The organism is Collinsella aerofaciens (assembly GCF_039062315.1).
GTDB lineage: Bacteria > Actinomycetota > Coriobacteriia > Coriobacteriales > Coriobacteriaceae > Collinsella > Collinsella aerofaciens_BG.
Map to the genome: position 1 here is coordinate 47,747 of NZ_JBCJBG010000002.1, position 15,591 is coordinate 63,337.

General features: G+C 61.1%; 11 protein-coding genes and 3 tRNA genes. 8 read left to right on the forward strand and 6 right to left on the reverse strand.

Annotated elements, in window-relative coordinates:
• Positions 1-161 precede the first annotated feature (161 nt).
• Positions 162-1,580 (reverse strand): alpha/beta fold hydrolase, encoded by a 1,419-nt coding sequence (locus ABCP74_RS01380; RefSeq protein WP_343000595.1) that lies wholly within the window; start codon positions 1,578-1,580, stop codon positions 162-164.
• A 112-nt stretch (positions 1,581-1,692) separates the two neighbouring features.
• Between ABCP74_RS01380 and ABCP74_RS01385 the strand changes: the two genes are divergently transcribed.
• Entirely contained in the window at positions 1,693-2,979 is a 1,287-nt protein-coding gene (locus tag ABCP74_RS01385) for a glutamate-5-semialdehyde dehydrogenase (RefSeq protein WP_196032708.1), read from the forward strand.
• Positions 2,980-3,050: 71 nt separating this feature from the next.
• Here the strand turns inward: ABCP74_RS01385 and ABCP74_RS01390 are convergent, their stop codons facing one another.
• On the reverse strand, positions 3,051-3,650 hold the full coding sequence (locus ABCP74_RS01390) for an HD domain-containing protein (RefSeq protein ID WP_138375338.1): 600 nt from the start codon (positions 3,648-3,650) through the stop codon (positions 3,051-3,053).
• Positions 3,651-3,758: 108 nt separating this feature from the next.
• Entirely contained in the window at positions 3,759-4,244 is a 486-nt protein-coding gene (locus tag ABCP74_RS01395; protein WP_022094807.1) for a CarD family transcriptional regulator, read from the reverse strand.
• A gap of 342 nt (positions 4,245-4,586) precedes the next feature.
• Between ABCP74_RS01395 and argS the strand changes: the two genes are divergently transcribed.
• The 4 genes from argS to ABCP74_RS01415 all read left to right on the forward strand — a co-directional run bounded on the left by argS (position 4,587) and on the right by ABCP74_RS01415 (position 11,714).
• Complete coding sequence (gene argS / locus ABCP74_RS01400; protein WP_138375340.1) at positions 4,587-6,440, forward strand: arginine--tRNA ligase; 1,854 nt, start codon at positions 4,587-4,589, stop codon at positions 6,438-6,440.
• 529 nt (positions 6,441-6,969) lie between these two features.
• The gene (rho, locus tag ABCP74_RS01405) at positions 6,970-9,543 is read left to right on the forward strand and encodes a transcription termination factor Rho (RefSeq protein ID WP_371732503.1); all 2,574 of its coding nucleotides are present in this window, start codon (positions 6,970-6,972) and stop codon (positions 9,541-9,543) included.
• A 313-nt stretch (positions 9,544-9,856) separates the two neighbouring features.
• Positions 9,857-11,257 (forward strand): hypothetical protein, encoded by a 1,401-nt coding sequence (locus ABCP74_RS01410; protein WP_343000594.1) that lies wholly within the window; start codon positions 9,857-9,859, stop codon positions 11,255-11,257.
• 7 nt (positions 11,258-11,264) lie between these two features.
• Positions 11,265-11,714: a VanZ family protein gene (locus ABCP74_RS01415; RefSeq protein WP_343000593.1), complete on the forward strand. Its 450-nt coding sequence runs from the start codon at positions 11,265-11,267 to the stop codon at positions 11,712-11,714.
• Positions 11,715-11,827: 113 nt separating this feature from the next.
• Here ABCP74_RS01415 and ABCP74_RS01420 read toward each other — a convergent pair whose 3' ends face one another.
• Positions 11,828-12,718 (reverse strand): ROK family protein, encoded by an 891-nt coding sequence (locus ABCP74_RS01420; RefSeq protein ID WP_250787583.1) that lies wholly within the window; start codon positions 12,716-12,718, stop codon positions 11,828-11,830.
• A 141-nt stretch (positions 12,719-12,859) separates the two neighbouring features.
• Positions 12,860-14,041, reverse strand: a complete 1,182-nt coding sequence (locus tag ABCP74_RS01425) for a pyridoxal phosphate-dependent aminotransferase (RefSeq protein ID WP_343000592.1) — start codon at positions 14,039-14,041, stop codon at positions 12,860-12,862.
• Between the two features lie 166 nt (positions 14,042-14,207).
• Between ABCP74_RS01425 and ABCP74_RS01430 the strand changes: the two genes are divergently transcribed.
• The 3 genes from ABCP74_RS01430 (at position 14,208) to ABCP74_RS01440 (ending at position 14,501) form a co-directional block, all read left to right on the forward strand.
• Positions 14,208-14,284, forward strand: a tRNA-His gene (locus ABCP74_RS01430).
• Between the two features lie 22 nt (positions 14,285-14,306).
• Positions 14,307-14,382, forward strand: a tRNA-Lys gene (locus ABCP74_RS01435).
• A 43-nt stretch (positions 14,383-14,425) separates the two neighbouring features.
• Positions 14,426-14,501 (forward strand) — tRNA-Lys (locus tag ABCP74_RS01440).
• Between the two features lie 195 nt (positions 14,502-14,696).
• On the opposite strand, the gene dinD is transcribed toward ABCP74_RS01440, so the two are convergent.
• Positions 14,697-15,557, reverse strand: coding sequence for a DNA damage-inducible protein D (gene dinD / locus ABCP74_RS01445; RefSeq protein ID WP_343000591.1), 861 nt, complete (start codon positions 15,555-15,557; stop codon positions 14,697-14,699).
• Between the last annotated feature and the right edge of the window lie 34 nt (positions 15,558-15,591).

The window sequence follows — 15,591 nt, forward strand, 5'->3', positions numbered from 1 at the left end:
ACGTTCAATTGTCGGGCATGACCAAAAGGTCAATGCCCTCCTCTTTCACGTCACCTTGCTCGCTTAGGGGCGTTTTCGCTTTCCGTCCTCTACCTGCGGCATTGTCGTTGCCGGCACTTGGGGACGTTCCTTTTGTGCCGACAGGCGGGGACACTTCTTTGCTAGAAGATCTGGCGCAGGTCTCCGCGGTTGAGGGCTTCGTCGAAGAGGTGCTTGAACACCGCGCTGCCGTGCAGGCCATCGTGCTCAAACTCGTTGGTCACCCAGGCATGCGAGTTGCCAATGCGGCTGAGCGTATCGAGCTGCAGGCCCGAATCCACGTACATGTCGTCGAAGTACACCGCAGCCTGGAGTGGTACTTCGTTGCAGGCCAGGCGCTGCGGGTCGTAGATCTTGTCCCAGCTGGTGTCCTCCATCAGCAGATCCATGGCGGGCTTGAAGGGCTTGAGCTCGGGCATCTGCTCAAACATCCACGGGAACATAGCCTCACCGGTAAACATGAGCGGGCGCGCGAGCGTGTCGAACTCGGCGCGATGGGCCTTTTCCTCGGCTGCAGCCCAGTGAATGGGCATGGTGTCGCCGTCGGCGTAGATGAACTCCTGCAGCGTCCAGTAAAGCGGATTCGTGCGTGTGTTGGTGCGCTCGAAGGCGCGCATCAAAAAGCTGTCGGATACCGAGGAGCCGCAGCTTAGCGTACCGTCGCCATCAACAAACGCGTGGTCGATAATCCAGTGCATGCGCTCAAAGCTCGGCTTCATGCCAAAGTCGCTGCCCATAAGCTGCAGGCGTTCGACCGTCATCGGCGAGCCGTCGGGCAGCACGGGCTTCTGGGCCTCGAGCGCATCGGCCAGGGCTGCCACGCGGTCGACGTCAGCGGGGTAGCGGTCATAATACTGCTGCGTCTTGGCGGCCATGCGCGGGAAGGTGTGCGCGTAGACCTCGCTTGCGCTCGCTGGCACGTGTGGAATGCCGCCGCAGGTAAAGCTTGCCGCCACGCCTTCGGGGAAGAGCGACAGATAGCTCAACGTCAAAAAGCCGCCGTAGCTCTGGCCGAGCGTGACCCAGGGCTTGCCGCCAAAGCCCACCAGACGCAGGTACTCAAAATCGCGCACGATGGAGCTGGCGAGGTGGCGCTTGAGGAAGTCGGCCTGCGAGCGTGCTGTATCGGCGCCGGCGGCCGTTGCGCGATCACCCAGTGCCTTGATCGTGCGTCCGTCCACGCAGCTACTGCGTCCGGTGCCGCGCTGGTCGGGAAGGACCACACGGAAGTGCTTGACGGCCTCCTCGATCCAGCCGTCGCTTGTAGGCGACAGCGGACGCGGGCTCTCGCCGCCGGGGCCGCCCTGCAAAAACAGGAGCAGCGGCAGATCGTCGTTGATGCGGTCGGGCGCGCAAACCACGCGGTAGAAGAGCTTGATGCTCTCGGGCGCGCCGGCGATTGGTGCCGGCATAGCGCCGCGGCGCATGGTGCTGCCGACGGCCAGGAGCATCGGCTCCAGGCCGCGCCAGTCAAGGGGGACGTCGATGCTGTGGTCCTCGACGTAAAGGCCGGGGACGTGGTACGAAGTGATGAGGGCCATGTGAGTCTTCCGTTCGTTGCGGTGTTTCGGGTTGACCAATTCTACCGCCGCGGGCGAGGCCATGCGCAAATCGGCTACCATGGTTGCAAACTTCTAGGAGAAAGGGCCGCCCATGTCGGTCGATATAGCCACGTATGTCCACGATCTTGCCGTTGCCGCCAAGGCAGCGTCGGCCTCGCTTGCCACGGCGAGCGATGAGCAGCGCCAGGAGGCCGTGCGCGCCATGGCCGCAGCACTGCGCAACGGTGTCGACTCCATCGTCGCCGCCAACGAGCTCGATATGTCCGCCGCGCGCGATGCGGGCACTTCGGCCGGTCTGCTCGACCGTCTGCTGCTGACGCCTGAGCGCGTCGAGGGCATGGCCGCCGGTTTGGAGAAGCTCGCCGAGCTGCCCGATCCCGTCGGCCGCGTGCTCGACCACCGCGTGCTTGCGAGCGGTGTGGACCTGACCCGCGTGAGCGTGCCGTTGGGCCTGGTCGCCATGGTCTACGAGGCGCGCCCCAACGTGACGGCCGACGCCGCAGGCATCTGCATCCGTACCGGCAACGCCTGCATTCTACGCGGCGGCTCGCTGGCCTATCACTCGTGTGCCATGATCGCCGAGCTGCTGGCCGATGCGCTCGAGGCCAAGGGCTTCCCGCGCGAGGCCGTGTCGATGATCGAGTCCACCGACCGCGAGGCCACTGGCGAGCTCATGAAGCTCCGCGGTATCGTCGACGTACTCATTCCGCGCGGCGGTGCAGGCCTGATCCAGCGCTGCGTGCGCGAGTCGCTTGTGCCGGTGATCGAGACGGGCACGGGCAACTGCCACATCTACGTGCATGAATCCGCCGACTTTGATAAGGCGCTCAACATTATCGTCAATGCCAAGACCCAGCGCGTAGGCGTGTGCAATGCCGCCGAGTCGCTGCTGGTCGACCGTGCCGTTGCTGATCGCTTCCTGCCCGCAGTCGTTGCCGTGCTGCACGACCACGGCGTACTGATTCACGGCGACGAGGCCACGTGCGCCGCATGCGCCGACGCTGGGCTTGCCGAGGGCGACAACTACGTCGCCGCGACTGAGGAGGACTGGGGTCGCGAGTACCTGGCGCTCGAGATGAGCGTGAAGGTCGTGGCAAACGAGGACGAGGCCATCGCACACATCAATCGCTACGGCACGATGCACTCCGAGGCCATCGTTGCCGAGGACACGGATGCTTGCGAGCGCTTCCTCGATGCGGTCGATGCCTCGGCCGTGTACGCCAACGCCAGCACTCGCTTCACCGACGGCGGCGAGTTTGGCCTGGGTGCCGAGATCGGCATCTCGACCCAAAAACTCCACGCCCGCGGCCCCTTTGCCGCCGAGGCCCTCACCACCTACAAATACAAGCTCCGCGGCACCGGCCAGGTCCGCCCCTAAACCCCTCGTAAACGAAAAACCACCACAAAGGTGCCTGTCCCCTTTGTGGTGGTTTTAGGTGGCGTGGGCGGTTAGGCCTGGAAGGTATCGCGGTCGGGGGCGAAGGACTGCATGGCCGCGATGGTGCGGTCAAAGAGCTCGGGGAGCTCCCAGCCCAACATCTCGGCGCCCTGCGAAATCACGTCGCGCGAGCAGCCGGCGGCAAAGCGCTTGTCCTTGAACTTCTTCTTGAGCGACTTGGTCGTAAAGTCCATAACGCTCTTGCTCGGGCGCATGATGACTGCAGCGCCGATCAGGCCGGTGAGTTCATCGCAGGCAAACAGGATCTTTTCCATCTGCAGCTCGGGTTTGGGCAGCGAGGTATTGAAGTCCGACGTGTGCGTCTGGATGGCGCGAATGAGCTCGGGAGACGCACCTTCGCCCTTAAGAATCTCGGCAGCATAGATGGTGTGGTTCATGGGGTCGTCCTCATGCTCCTCCCAATCCAGGTCGTGCAGCAGACCGACGATGCCCCAAAACTCCTCGTTCTCTGGGTCGAACTCGCGCGCAAAGTAGCGCATGGTGCCCTCGACCGTCTCGCCGTGGGTGATGTGGAACGGATCTTTGTTGTGCTCGTTGAGCAGTTCGAACGCACGGTCGCGGGTGATTCCGGCGGTAAGCGGCTCTGCCATAAGAGACTCCTTGTGCTCGTGGGTATCGATAAGAATGAATACTACTAGAACAAGAAAACCACCACAAAGGTGCCTGTCCCCTTTGTGGTGGTTTTTGGCGCGGATGGGTTAGTTGAGGGCGGCTTGGGCTAGGCGAGCTTCGGCGTCCTCCTCGGTGACGCCCAAGGCCACGGCGAACTCCTCGATGGAGCGGCGCTTGGCCTCCTTGAGTACGCGCATGTAGTAGGAGCTGGGTTTTTTATCAGCTTCCTCGGCCTGGCGAATGCGGTGCATCATGGTCTTTGCCACGCGGACCGTCTCGGGCGCGCCCAGCTTGAGCTGCTGCTTAAAGTGTGTCTCCTCAAGCGAGCTGTTGCGCTCGGTAAAGGTGTCGCACTCCAACTCGTCATAGTGGCTCAGCAGGTGCTCGGCATCTTGCTGCGAGATGGCGGCGTGCAAACGGTCGGCCTGCGCCACGGGGTACATGAGGATCGTCTGCGCATGTCCCTGCTTGGTCTCGAGTAGCAGCATGGGCTGCGGTGTGTCGTCCCTAAAACCGACGACGGTGCAGACTCCCTGGCCCGGATGAATGACGTGTTGACCGATTGAGAACATGCTACCTCCAACTTATACGAATTTACGTATGTCTAGAATAACACGCTGACGTGCGCAAACCCGTACTTTATGCAGGAAAAGCACACAACTCTGATAGGTAAGAGTATTCGATAACAGACGCAGCTCATTCACACCTTTATGCATTTTCAACGCCTGCATAATCTGCAGGCAGACCGGCATCTTTGAGTGACTCCATACAAGCTGTAGTCATTTTTGTGCATATGCAATATCTATTAGCTTTACCCTGCGACAGTGCCCGTCGCTTGTGATAGAGTGCTACAAACTCTGGCTTTTGCCCTACGAGTGACCAAGAGCTCGGGGGCTTTAACACAAGGAGGATCTATGCCCGAGAAGATTGAAGAGCTGGTACGCGCTGCGCTTGCTGCGGCCCAGGAGGCCGGCGACCTTTCCGCATTTGAACTTGACGATTGCGCTATCGAGCGACCGGCTGACACTTCTCATGGCGAGTGGACCTCTACCATGGCCCTGAAGTCCGCCAAGCTGGCCCACTGCGCCCCGCGCAAGATCGCCGAGGCCATCGTTGCCCATATGCCCGAGGACCCCGCGATCGAGAAGGTCGAGATCGCAGGCCCCGGCTTCATCAACTTCTACCTCTCCGTTGCCGTCAAGAATGCCATCTTTGGCGAGGCTCGCGAGAAGGGCATGGACTTCGCTAAGTCCAACGTCGGTGGTGGCCTGAAGACCCAGGTCGAGTTCGTTTCCGCTAACCCCGTCGGCCCCATGCACATCGGCCACGGCCGCTGGGCCGCGCTGGGCGACTCGCTCTGCCGTGTGATGGACCACGCCGGTTACGACATCCAGCGTGAGTTCTACATCAACGACCACGGCTCTCAGATGAACACCTTCGGCAACTCCATCAGCACGCGCTATATGCAGCTTGCCGACATCATCGCCAAGCAGGGCGTGGATATCGACGAGGCTCACAAGCTGCTGATCGCCGACCGTGACGCCTTTGTTGCCGACGAGAACGACGAGCACCCCGAGACCCATCCGTATCAGGACAACTTTGCCGAGACCCTGGGCAAGGACTCCTATGGCGGCGACTACATCATCGACGAGGCTGCCGAGTTCTGGCGCACCGACGGCGATAAGTGGGTCGACGCCGACCCGCAGGAGCGTATGGAGAGCTTCCGCGAGCGCGGCTATGTGAAGATGGTCGACAACATGCGCGACCTCTGCCACGCCGTCAATTGCGACTTCGATCGTTGGTACTCCGAGCGTTCGCTGTATGTGAAGGACACCGAGGGTGAGACCGCCGGCACCTCCGCCGTCGACCGCGCTTTTGAGAAGCTCGACAAGATGGGCTACCTCTACACCAAGGACGGCGCCCTGTGGTTCCGCTCCACCGACCTGGGCGATGACAAGGACCGCGTCCTGATCAAGTCCGACGGCGAGTACACCTACTTCGCCTCCGACGTTGCCTATCACTGGGATAAGTTCCAGCGCGTCGACCACGTCATCGACATCTGGGGTGCCGACCACCACGGCTACATCGAGCGCGTCCGCTGCGTCTGCGACGCCCTTGGCTATCCCGGCAAGTTTGAGGTTCTGCTGGGCCAGCTCGTCAACCTGCTGCGTAACGGCAAGCCCGTCCGAATGTCCAAGCGCAAGGGCACCATGGTGACCCTGCAGGAGCTCGTCGACGAGGTCGGCTCCGATGCCGCTCGCTACACGCTCATCTCCAAGAGCTCCAACCAGATGGTCGACTTCGATATTGAGGCCGTTAAGAAGCGCGACAACTCCAACCCGGTCTATTACGTGCAGTATGCTCACGCCCGCGTGTGCTCCATCCTGCGCCGTGCCGCCGACGTTACGCCCGAGCAGGCTGACGAGATGGGCATGAAGGCCGTCGCCGAGAAGGCCATCGGCGAGAACGTCGATTACTCGCTGCTGACCGACCCGACCGAGCTTGCCCTTTCGCGTAAGCTCAACGAGCTCACCGACCTCATCGCCAGCTGCGCTCGCGACCGCGCCCCGTTCCGTCTGACGCACTTTGCCGAGGAGCTTGCCGGCGACTTCCACAGCTTCTACGCTGCCTGCCAGGTGCTGCCGAGCGAGGGCCGTCCCGTCGACCCCGAGCTTTCGCGTGCCCGTCTGGCCGCTTGCGATGCCGTCCGCGTGACGCTCGCCCTGGTGCTCACCCTTGTTGGTGTCTCCGCTCCCGAGCAGATGTAAGCTGCGGGTCATTTAACCGTGTAGGTTCGGCTTTGCTGAGCCCTATAAGCCCGATCTCCATGCGGAGGTCGGGTTTTTTGCAAACGCCGACGTATTGACGAATTTGGAACTGCTGGAAATACGAAACTATGCCGGTTCACTACGATGAATATGAGAAATTCCAACCACGCCAGCTTTTCGCAAAAAAGTGCAGGGCATCTACCTGCGGTTTTAGTTCAACAAGTTTCGGAGTGGTCGCGGTTGAGCGATTCATCGTAGTAAACCGCCATAGTTTTGGCGGAGGCAGTCAGATTTGTGGGTGTTAAACCAAAGAGTGCCCCTTTTGACTAGTCGTTTAAGAGCGTTCCCAATGACTAAGTTGCAGGTGGCGGCGGTTGTGTTACACTAATGCCGCGTATATGACGCAATCATCTCGATACAGATCAATGATGTCCGTCGTTTTGAACGGAACTAGACTGTTTAGCCGCCCTGAAGGTTTATGCAGGGAGCATGTGATCACAGGGCTTGAAAAGAAAGTTGAGCAAACACTGTGTCTGATCAACAGCAAGAAAACGAAATAACGACGACGCAAGCCGCTCCCGCTGCACCGGTTGCGTCGGACCAGGTCGCGGCGCCCGCGCATGCCTCGGCTCCTGAGACGCCTAAGGCTGCTTCGACGCCTACGCCTGCAACGGCTGAGAAGGCCGTGCCTGCAACTGGTGAGGAGGCTGCTCCGGCAAAGCCCAAGCGTACGCGCCGCACGGCCAAGCCTGCTGCTGACGGCGAGGAGGTCACCAAGCCCAAGCGCCGTACCACGCGCATGACGCGCGTCAAGCGCACCGTTGCAGCTGACTCCTCGGCGCCGATTTCCGATGAGGTCGCGCAGGCACGTGCGTTGGCGCAGATTAGCGAGGCTCAGGTGGTGCGCGCCCGCCGTCGTGCTGCCGAGCGCGAGGCCGCGGCTCTGACCGAGCTTGCAGCTCCGTCTGTGCCCGAGACGCCTGCCGCCACCGAGACCCCTGCCGCCGACCAGCCGACCGAGAAGCCGGCACCGCGCACACGCCGTCGCACGGCTGCTAAGGCCGAGCAGGTTGCCGATCAGGTAACCCTCGAGCTCACCGAGGCTTCGGTTCGTTCCGCGGCAGGGGAGGGCGCATCGCCTGCTGAGTCCGCTGCGCCTGTCGAGGCCAGCGAAGTTCCCGTTGTCGATCCGGCTTTGCGCCCGCACCGTCGCGGTCGCAAGCCCAAGGCCTTCGTCGAGGCAGAGAAGGCCGCAGCCGCAGCTGCAGCCGCTCGGGATGCTGCGGCGACCGCCGAGTCTGCAACCGCTGCCGATGCACCCGTCCAGGATGCTACGACTTCCGAGGCCGCTCCCGCCGATGTCGAGCCCGCCGACGTCCGTCCTGGTCGCAGCCATCGTACTGCTGCTAAGCGCACGTCCAAGGCCAAGACTGCCAAGAAGGGTGCGTCCGAGGATTCCGCCGAGACGACCGCCGATGCATCGACTGATGCCGCCGAGCCCCAAGACGTCGAACAGTCTGCGTCCGAGAAGCCCAAGCGCGGTCGTAAGAAGTCCGCTAAGGCCAAGGCGTCCGAGCAGCAGGCCGAGGCCGAGCTGCAGGGCGATTCCAAGGCCGAGGCCAGCGATGATACTGCGGCTAACGCCGATGCCGCCGCAACCGATGGCGCCGCGCCCGCCGAGGCCGAAGACGGCGCTCGCCCCAACCGTCGCCAGCACAAGCGCAACGACGAGCGCAACGAGCGCAAGGACGAGCGCAACAACGACCGCCGCAACCGCCAGCGCGATCGCAAGCAGCGCAACAAGGAGCGTAATGCCGCTCCCACCGAGCCCACGCTTTCGCGCGAGGAGCTCGCGGCCATGAAGGTCGCCGAGCTGCGCGAGAAGGCCAAGGAGTTCGAGATTGAGACGACCGGCAAGAAGAAAGCCGAGCTCGTCGAGGAGATCTACGTCACCGCCGCGAAGGCCGAGGGCTTCCGCGACATCAAGGGCATCCTGCAGATTCGTCCGGACAGCTCCGGTATCATCCATGCCCATGGCTACATGAAGTCCAACGACGACGCCTTCGTGCCCGCCTACCTCATCCGCTCCGCGCGTCTGCGCACGGGCGACGTCATCGAGGGCTCGCTTCGTCCTTCGCGCGGCGGCGACAAGCGCGCCGGCCTCGCCAAAATCACGACCGTCAACGGTCTAGACCCCGAGCAGATTCGCAACCGCCCCAAGTTCGGTGACCTCACCCCGGTCTATCCCAACGAGCCGCTGCGCATGGAGCATGGCAAGGACTCCATTACCGGTCGCGCCATCGACATCGTGTCGCCGATCGGCAAGGGTCAGCGTGGCTTGATCGTGTCCCCGCCCAAGGCCGGCAAGACCACAATCCTCAAGAAGATCTGCCAGTCTATCTCGATTAACAACCCCGAGGTGCACCTCATCTGCCTGCTCGTCGACGAGCGCCCCGAAGAGGTTACCGATATGCAGCGTTCCATCAAGGGCGAGGTTGTGGCGTCGACCTTCGATATGCCCGCCGACAACCACACTCGTGTGGCAGAGCTCGTCATCGAGCGCGCCAAGCGCATCGTGGAGCTGGGCGGCGATGTCGTGGTGGTGCTCGACTCCATCACGCGTCTTGCCCGCGCCTACAACTTGGCGGCGCCCGCCTCAGGCCGCATCCTTTCGGGCGGCGTCGATTCGGCGGCACTGTATCCGCCCAAGCGCTTCCTGGGCGCAGCCCGCAATATCGAGAACGGTGGCTCGCTCACCATCCTGGCCTCTGCCCTCATCGACACCGGCTCCAAGATGGACGAGGTCATCTTTGAGGAGTTCAAGGGCACCGGCAACATGGAGCTCAAGCTCGACCGCGACCTGGCCGACCGCCGCATCTTCCCGGCTATCGACCCCGTTGCCTCCGGTACGCGTAACGAGGACCTGTTGGTTGACGAGCAGATGCGTCCGTTTGTCTTTGGCCTGCGTCGCATTCTTGCCGGCATGAACAACACCGAGCGCGCAGCTGCGTCGTTTATCAAGGGTCTTAAGGGCACCAACACCAACCAGGAGTTCCTGGTGCGTTCGGCCAAAAAGCACAGCGACTACGAGCAGACGTTCTAGGTTGTCATCCACACGCAGCGATAGTCATCAATGCAATAAAGGGTCGGGGCTTTGAGCCTCGGCCCTTTTCTATATCGCCGCTCCGCGCTTATTTTTGACCATAAGACTGGCAAGCAGCAGGTTTCCCGTTTCAATCCGACATCGTCGCTTGCAATCGACAGGGCGGTTTCGCATAATAGCTTTTAAGCTTCGCGACGGATAACGCAGATGAAACGAACCATATACCGTTGCTTTGGGGCATAGCCCCGCTTCATCTTCTCTCGCGCAGCCAACTGAATGATGCGATTTGGGTGCTGGAAGATGGGGAGAGCTCATGGCTTCTTCTGATGCAACACAACGAGCAGTCCTTGCCGGACTTTCGTGCGGGATCGGCCTTGCCGCTCCCGTGGTTATGTATGCCGCGACGCTGCCGTTTTCGTCTGTGAACGAGACGGTCGTGGCGGGTGCGGTTCCCTTCGCCGTGGGCGCGGTGGCGGGCGTGGGCATCTATGCCGCCTCGCTGGGTATCTCCGAGTATCGTGCGCAGCGTGAAGAGCGTCTGTTCCAGCCCGATGCCATGGGCGGTGCCGCCAATCTCAATCAGCATCAAAGCGAGTTCAAGACCGCCTCGATTTCAGCTCAGCAGCAGGATGCGACTCCTTACGCTGCGGCTTCTGATTCTCAGGCTCAGGCGGAGCAGTCTACCTCGGCATTCCTTTCCGGCCTGACTGGTGCGTTCCAGCGCCGTCATGCCGATGATGGTGTCCCTACCATCGCTCGAGCCGCAGATGCTATGGACGAGGACGAGGCTTGGTCCATGATCGACAGTATGCTTGACGACGATTCGCCGGTGAGCTGCGACCCTGCACACTCGCGCGACGTCTATCAAGTCGCCATCGACGAGCTCACCAACGGCGGGCAGACCGGCTCCTTCAATCGCGACGACATCGCCGCCGCGGCACGCGCCGTGTCTGGCTCCCAGGCCGCCCCTGCGGGCAGCACGGCGGCTTTCGTGGCACTCGTCGCCAACGCGGCAGCCAATAACGCCTACAGCGCTACCTCGGCGGACGCGAACGCTTCTGCCGACAATTCGTACGTTGATGAAGCCATGGCCGCGGACGAGGAGGCCGTTGCCGCCCGCCGTGCCGCCGAAAGCTCGCTGTGGGGCGCTCCTGCCCAGCAGCAGGCGGCTGAGGCTGCGCCGTACAATGTAAACCTCGCCAGCATGCCTATCATCTCCGGTGCCGCGGATATCGATTTCGATGACCTCGATGAGCCTGCAGCCATCACTGCATCGATTGATGCCCAAGATCGCATCGACACCGGCGACCTTCCGGATGCCTCACTCGAGGTTGATGTCCCCATGGCTGATTACTCGGGCCACGAGGACATGTGGGCCGCCGCCACCGCGATTCTGGATGAGATTGACGAGCCTGCTCCTGTTGCAGCCCCCGCTCCCGTCGCTGCCCCTCAGCCTGCTGCCCCCGCCTATGTCGGCCGTCACAGCGCTGTGTTCCCCGAGGATACTGCCCGTATCTCGCGCGAGAGCATCGAGCGGGCCGAGGCTATTGCCGCCGGCATTATGGAAAACCGTCGTCACGAGCGCGTCAATCAGATCCTCGAGGAAGAGATCGAGCGCCTGCAGTCCTCTACCGCCAAGCGTACGGGCCGTGCCTACCTGAGCGTTATCGAGGGCGGTACCGCCAGCTTTACGCCGCTGCGCGCGGAGGCATAATTGCCGCATGGTTAAGCTCGATCGAAAATGGGCGCTTGCCGCCTGCGCCATGGTGCTCGTCATTTGGGGCAATTCGCTGGTTCCCGGTACGGGGTCTGGTTCGTTGAGCCTGTCGATCATGGAATCCATTCGCGGCTTTTTGCAGGCCCTGGGATTTCCGTACGAGTGGGTGACCAACTTCGTCGTGCGCAAATGCGCTCATTTTACCGAGTACATGGTGCTTGGCATCTTGGCGACGCACGCCTTTGACCTCGAAGGCCGGCGCACCTTTGACGTGCTGCTGCCCACGGCGGTGTTCCTGCTGCTGATTCCTTCGATCGACGAGACGATTCAGCTCTTTGTGCCGGGACGCGCCGGCATGATCACCGATGTGATGATCGACTGCTGTGGAGCGGTAACGGGCGTTGTGCTCCGATATCTACTACGATCGCTCATATGTGCCAAAAAGGCCGCCTAGGACGTATGCTTGGTGCTAGGCGGCCTTTTTTATTAGAGGGCTTATATAGGGCGTGGTGGCGTCGTTCCGTAGGTTGGATTTGCCGGGCGCGCCACGCCCTGTGGGTGCGTCTGTTACTGAAGCGCCTGCGCGCCCAGGGCCAGGCAGCCCATGATGCCCTGCTTGCCCTCAAGGCTGTTGTTGACAATATAGGTATCGATGTCGTTGACCTCGGGCGTGACGATATAACCGTTGAGCATCTCGGCGCACTTCTTGCGCGCGAGCGGCACGATGGGGGTGTGGTCGGCCACGCCGCCACCGATGATGATCTTTTGCGGCGCGTAGCACAGCGTGTAGGTCATGAGCGCCTGTGCCAGATAGCCTGCGAGCAGGTCCATGGCCTCCGGGTCATCGGCCATGTCTCCGGCGCTCTTGCCATCCCAGCGCTTTTTAACGCCGGGGCCGGCGATGAGACCCTCGAGGCAATTGTCGTGGAAGGGGCAGGCGCTGTGCTCGCCAATGGTGTCGCGCGGGTCGCGCGTGACCAGGATGTGGCCGGCCTCGGGATGCATCATGCCGTGTACGAGCTTACCGCCCGAGAGCACGCCGGCGCCCACGCCGGTGCCGATGGTCAGATACACAACGTCAGTGAGGCCCTGGGCGCAACCAAAGGTGACCTCGCCCAGGCAGGCGACGTTGACGTCGGTGTCGTAGCCGCAGGGGATATTGAGCTCGTTTTGGATAGTGCCCAGCAGGTCAAAGTAGCGCCATGCCGTTTTGGGCGTCTCCAGGATCTTGCCGTATTGGGGCGAGGCAGGGTTGACTGCGGTGGGGCCAAAGGCGCCGATGCCCAGCGCGGCGATGCCCTTGTTGGCAAACCATGCATTGACGGCCTCAACGGTCTCCTGCGGGGTCGTGGTCGCGATCTGCTCACGCTCCAGGACCGTACCGTCTGCATAGCCCGTGGCGCAGACCATCTTGGTGCCGCCGGCCTCGAGCGCTCCGATAAGCTGCTGTTCTGCCATAGTATTCCTCTCTCTGGGACGAGTTGCTCCGTGACTAAAGTATAGAGCTCTAAACCATTTTAGAAAGCGCTATAAAAAGAAGCCTCGCAACGCGGCGGGCGGTGCGAGGCTTCTTTGGTTACTTTAGTTGCCGGGCCGTCCTTACCCGCGCGGCTTGATTTTATCACGTAGCGACTTGAGGTTCTCCAACGCCGCGTTAAGCGTCTCGTCTCGCTTGGCAAAGTGGAAACGAATCAGATGGTTGACGGGCTCGCGGAAGAAGCTCGATCCGGGCACGGCGCCCACGCCCACCTTAGACGCGAGGTCCTCGCAGAATTCGAGGTCGCTGTCATAGCCAAACTCAGAGATGTCCATCATGACGTAGTAGGCGCCCTGCGGCACGTTGTGTTCAAGACCGATGCTGTCGAGTCCCTGGCAGAACAGGTCGCGTTTGGCGGTATAGAGGTCGAGGACCTCCTGGTAATAGCTGTCGTCGAAGTTGAGGGCGGTGACGACGGCTTCCTGCAGGGGAGCGGCGGCACCCACGGTGAGGAAGTCGTGGACCTTCTTGATGCGCTCGGTGATCTGCGCCGGGGCAATGGTGTAGCCCAGACGCCAGCCGGTGATGGAGTACGTCTTGGACAGCGAGCTGCAGCTGATGGTGCGCTCGAACATGCCAGGCAGCGTGGCCATATAGACGTGCTCGTGGGGCGCGTAGACGATGTGCTCGTATACCTCGTCGGTGATGCAGTAGGCGTCGTACTTTTTGCAGAGGTCGGCGATAAAGGTGAGCTCCTCGCGCGTAAAGACTTTGCCGCAGGGGTTGGAAGGGTTGCACAGGACGATGGCCTTGGGATCGTTGTCGCGGAAAGCCGCCTCGAGTGTCTCGCGGTCAAAGTCGAACGCAGGCGGGTTGAGCGGCACGTAGATGGGCTCGGCCCCCGAAAGGATTGTGTCGGCGCCGTAGTTCTCGTAGAACGGCGAGAAGATGACGACCTTGTCGCCGGGGTTCGTGACCGTCATCATGGCGGCCATCATGGCCTCGGTGGAGCCGCAGGTGACCACGATGTTCTCGTTGGGGTTGATCGGCATGCCCATAAAGTGCTCCTGCTTGGCGGCAAGCGCCTCGCGCATGGCCTGGGAGCCCCAGGTGATGGAGTACTGGTGATAGAGCGGCTTGGGGTCGGCGGCGATGGTGCTGAGGCTCTTGAGCAGCTGCGCCGGGGGATCGAAGTCGGGGAAGCCCTGCGAGAGGTTGACGGCGTCGTACTTATTGGAGATGCGTGTCATGCGGCGGATGACTGAATCGGTGAATGTTGCCGTGCGATTGGAGAGTTCTTTCATGACGGTCCTTTCGAGGGTTTGCAGTGGGGCAAGTTTACTCCTATGAAAAGGGTGGGAATTGCTCGAAACGCGCTCGAAAAACTCTTTTCAAAATTCTTGAAAATTGGGGCTTGCATCGCATGGCGTTCCTTGCAATAATAGTCGAGCGCGAAGCGCACAGGACACGGTGGGTGTAGCTCAGTTGGCTAGAGCGACGGGTTGTGGTCCCGTAGGTCGAGGGTTCGAGTCCCTTTACCCACCCCAGTTCTTGCTTCGTGTTGATATCGGGTCGTTAGCTCAGTTGGTAGAGCAGGGGACTCTTAATCCCAAGGTCCAGGGTTCGAACCCCTGACGGCCCACCACACGATATCTCCTTTAAAGTCCGCCATAACGGACTTTAGCTTTGGGTCGTTAGCTCAGTTGGTAGAGCAGGGGACTCTTAATCCCAAGGTCCAGGGTTCGAACCCCTGACGGCCCACCAAAGCATGTTAAGACGGTCAACGAAAGTTGGCCGTCTTTTTTTGTTGACCTCGTATGGGGTCGAACCCGAAAGGGCGCGGAGCTTAGAAAACGCGTAAGCGTTTGCCAGCGCAGCGCGCAAGGCGCCTTGGCGCCGCAGCGGCCGCCTGCGCAGCAAGCTGACCCCCTGACGGCCCACCAAAGTAACCCGGAATATTTACAAATCGAGTCTACCCTGTGGATCGGCAAAGCCGTCAGTACCCTCCTTGAGTTTCTTCTCGTCTGCCTTCACGCGACGCTCGAGCTTCTTTGTGTCCTCGGCAGATGGTAGATTTTCGGGGACAATTCCACGGTCGATGAGGCTGCCACGCACGCTTGTGTTGTTCTCGACGTGCTCTTGCTTGATCTGGTCCAGACCGTACAGGTCGTGTTCCTCTGCGTTGAAAGCAGTCATCGAGTTCGTAAGGTCCTTTGCTTTGATGAGGACATCGGCTAACCTGTCCGCCAATGCCGCGCTCTTGGGTACGCCGAGCTGCTGCTTCATTTCCGCCGTGCTTCTGCCGCCGAATAACGCCTCATCGCCCTTCGACTTGATGATCGCGAATCCTTTGGAGTCCACGCCGCGTTTGAACGCAATACCCGAGAGCTGTTTCTCTGAATCGGATAGCGAGTGACGCGCCTGCAAGCGCTGAATCTCTGCGAAGCGCTGCTCTATGAGCTCTTGGCGGCGCGTCTGCACGGCAAAGTATGCCTGGGCGAGCGCGATCTCTGGCTTGTTTGAATCTCCGTTCTGCGCGATTAAATAGCATGCATAGCGCGTAAGTTTGTAGTCTTTAACCGCGCGAGCGGCGACACCGGCAGTTACCATTTTCGTGGTGTCACGAAAATGGGAATCAACTGGAGTTTTGTTTGTTTCGCATGAGACTTTTGCCCTCTTAACAACTTCGGCGAAGTTCTCCCATCGAGTGTACCCCATGGGTTCCATTAAATCGCGTGCGAGCCAATACTCAACGCCGTCTTCCACATTGGCGTAGCTATCAAGTTCGATACGCCACTTCTCGATATCTCTACTGTCCATATCTCCTCCTCGCTGGTCTATTTTCTATGCGGGC

What these genes read in the sequence shown, in the direction of transcription:
- ABCP74_RS01410 (WP_343000594.1), top strand. Translation starts at nt 9,857, where the DNA reads ATGGCTTCTTCTGATGCAACACAACGAGCAGTCCTTGCCGGACTTTCG.
- ABCP74_RS01420 (WP_250787583.1), bottom strand. Translation starts at nt 12,718, where the DNA reads ATGGCAGAACAGCAGCTTATCGGAGCGCTCGAGGCCGGCGGCACCAAG.
- ABCP74_RS01385 (WP_196032708.1), top strand. Translation starts at nt 1,693, where the DNA reads ATGTCGGTCGATATAGCCACGTATGTCCACGATCTTGCCGTTGCCGCC.
- argS (WP_138375340.1), top strand. Translation starts at nt 4,587, where the DNA reads ATGCCCGAGAAGATTGAAGAGCTGGTACGCGCTGCGCTTGCTGCGGCC.
- ABCP74_RS01390 (WP_138375338.1), bottom strand. Translation starts at nt 3,650, where the DNA reads ATGGCAGAGCCGCTTACCGCCGGAATCACCCGCGACCGTGCGTTCGAA.
- ABCP74_RS01425 (WP_343000592.1), bottom strand. Translation starts at nt 14,041, where the DNA reads ATGAAAGAACTCTCCAATCGCACGGCAACATTCACCGATTCAGTCATC.
- dinD (WP_343000591.1), bottom strand. Translation starts at nt 15,557, where the DNA reads ATGGACAGTAGAGATATCGAGAAGTGGCGTATCGAACTTGATAGCTAC.
- ABCP74_RS01415 (WP_343000593.1), top strand. Translation starts at nt 11,265, where the DNA reads ATGGTTAAGCTCGATCGAAAATGGGCGCTTGCCGCCTGCGCCATGGTG.
- ABCP74_RS01380 (WP_343000595.1), bottom strand. Translation starts at nt 1,580, where the DNA reads ATGGCCCTCATCACTTCGTACCACGTCCCCGGCCTTTACGTCGAGGAC.
- ABCP74_RS01395 (WP_022094807.1), bottom strand. Translation starts at nt 4,244, where the DNA reads ATGTTCTCAATCGGTCAACACGTCATTCATCCGGGCCAGGGAGTCTGC.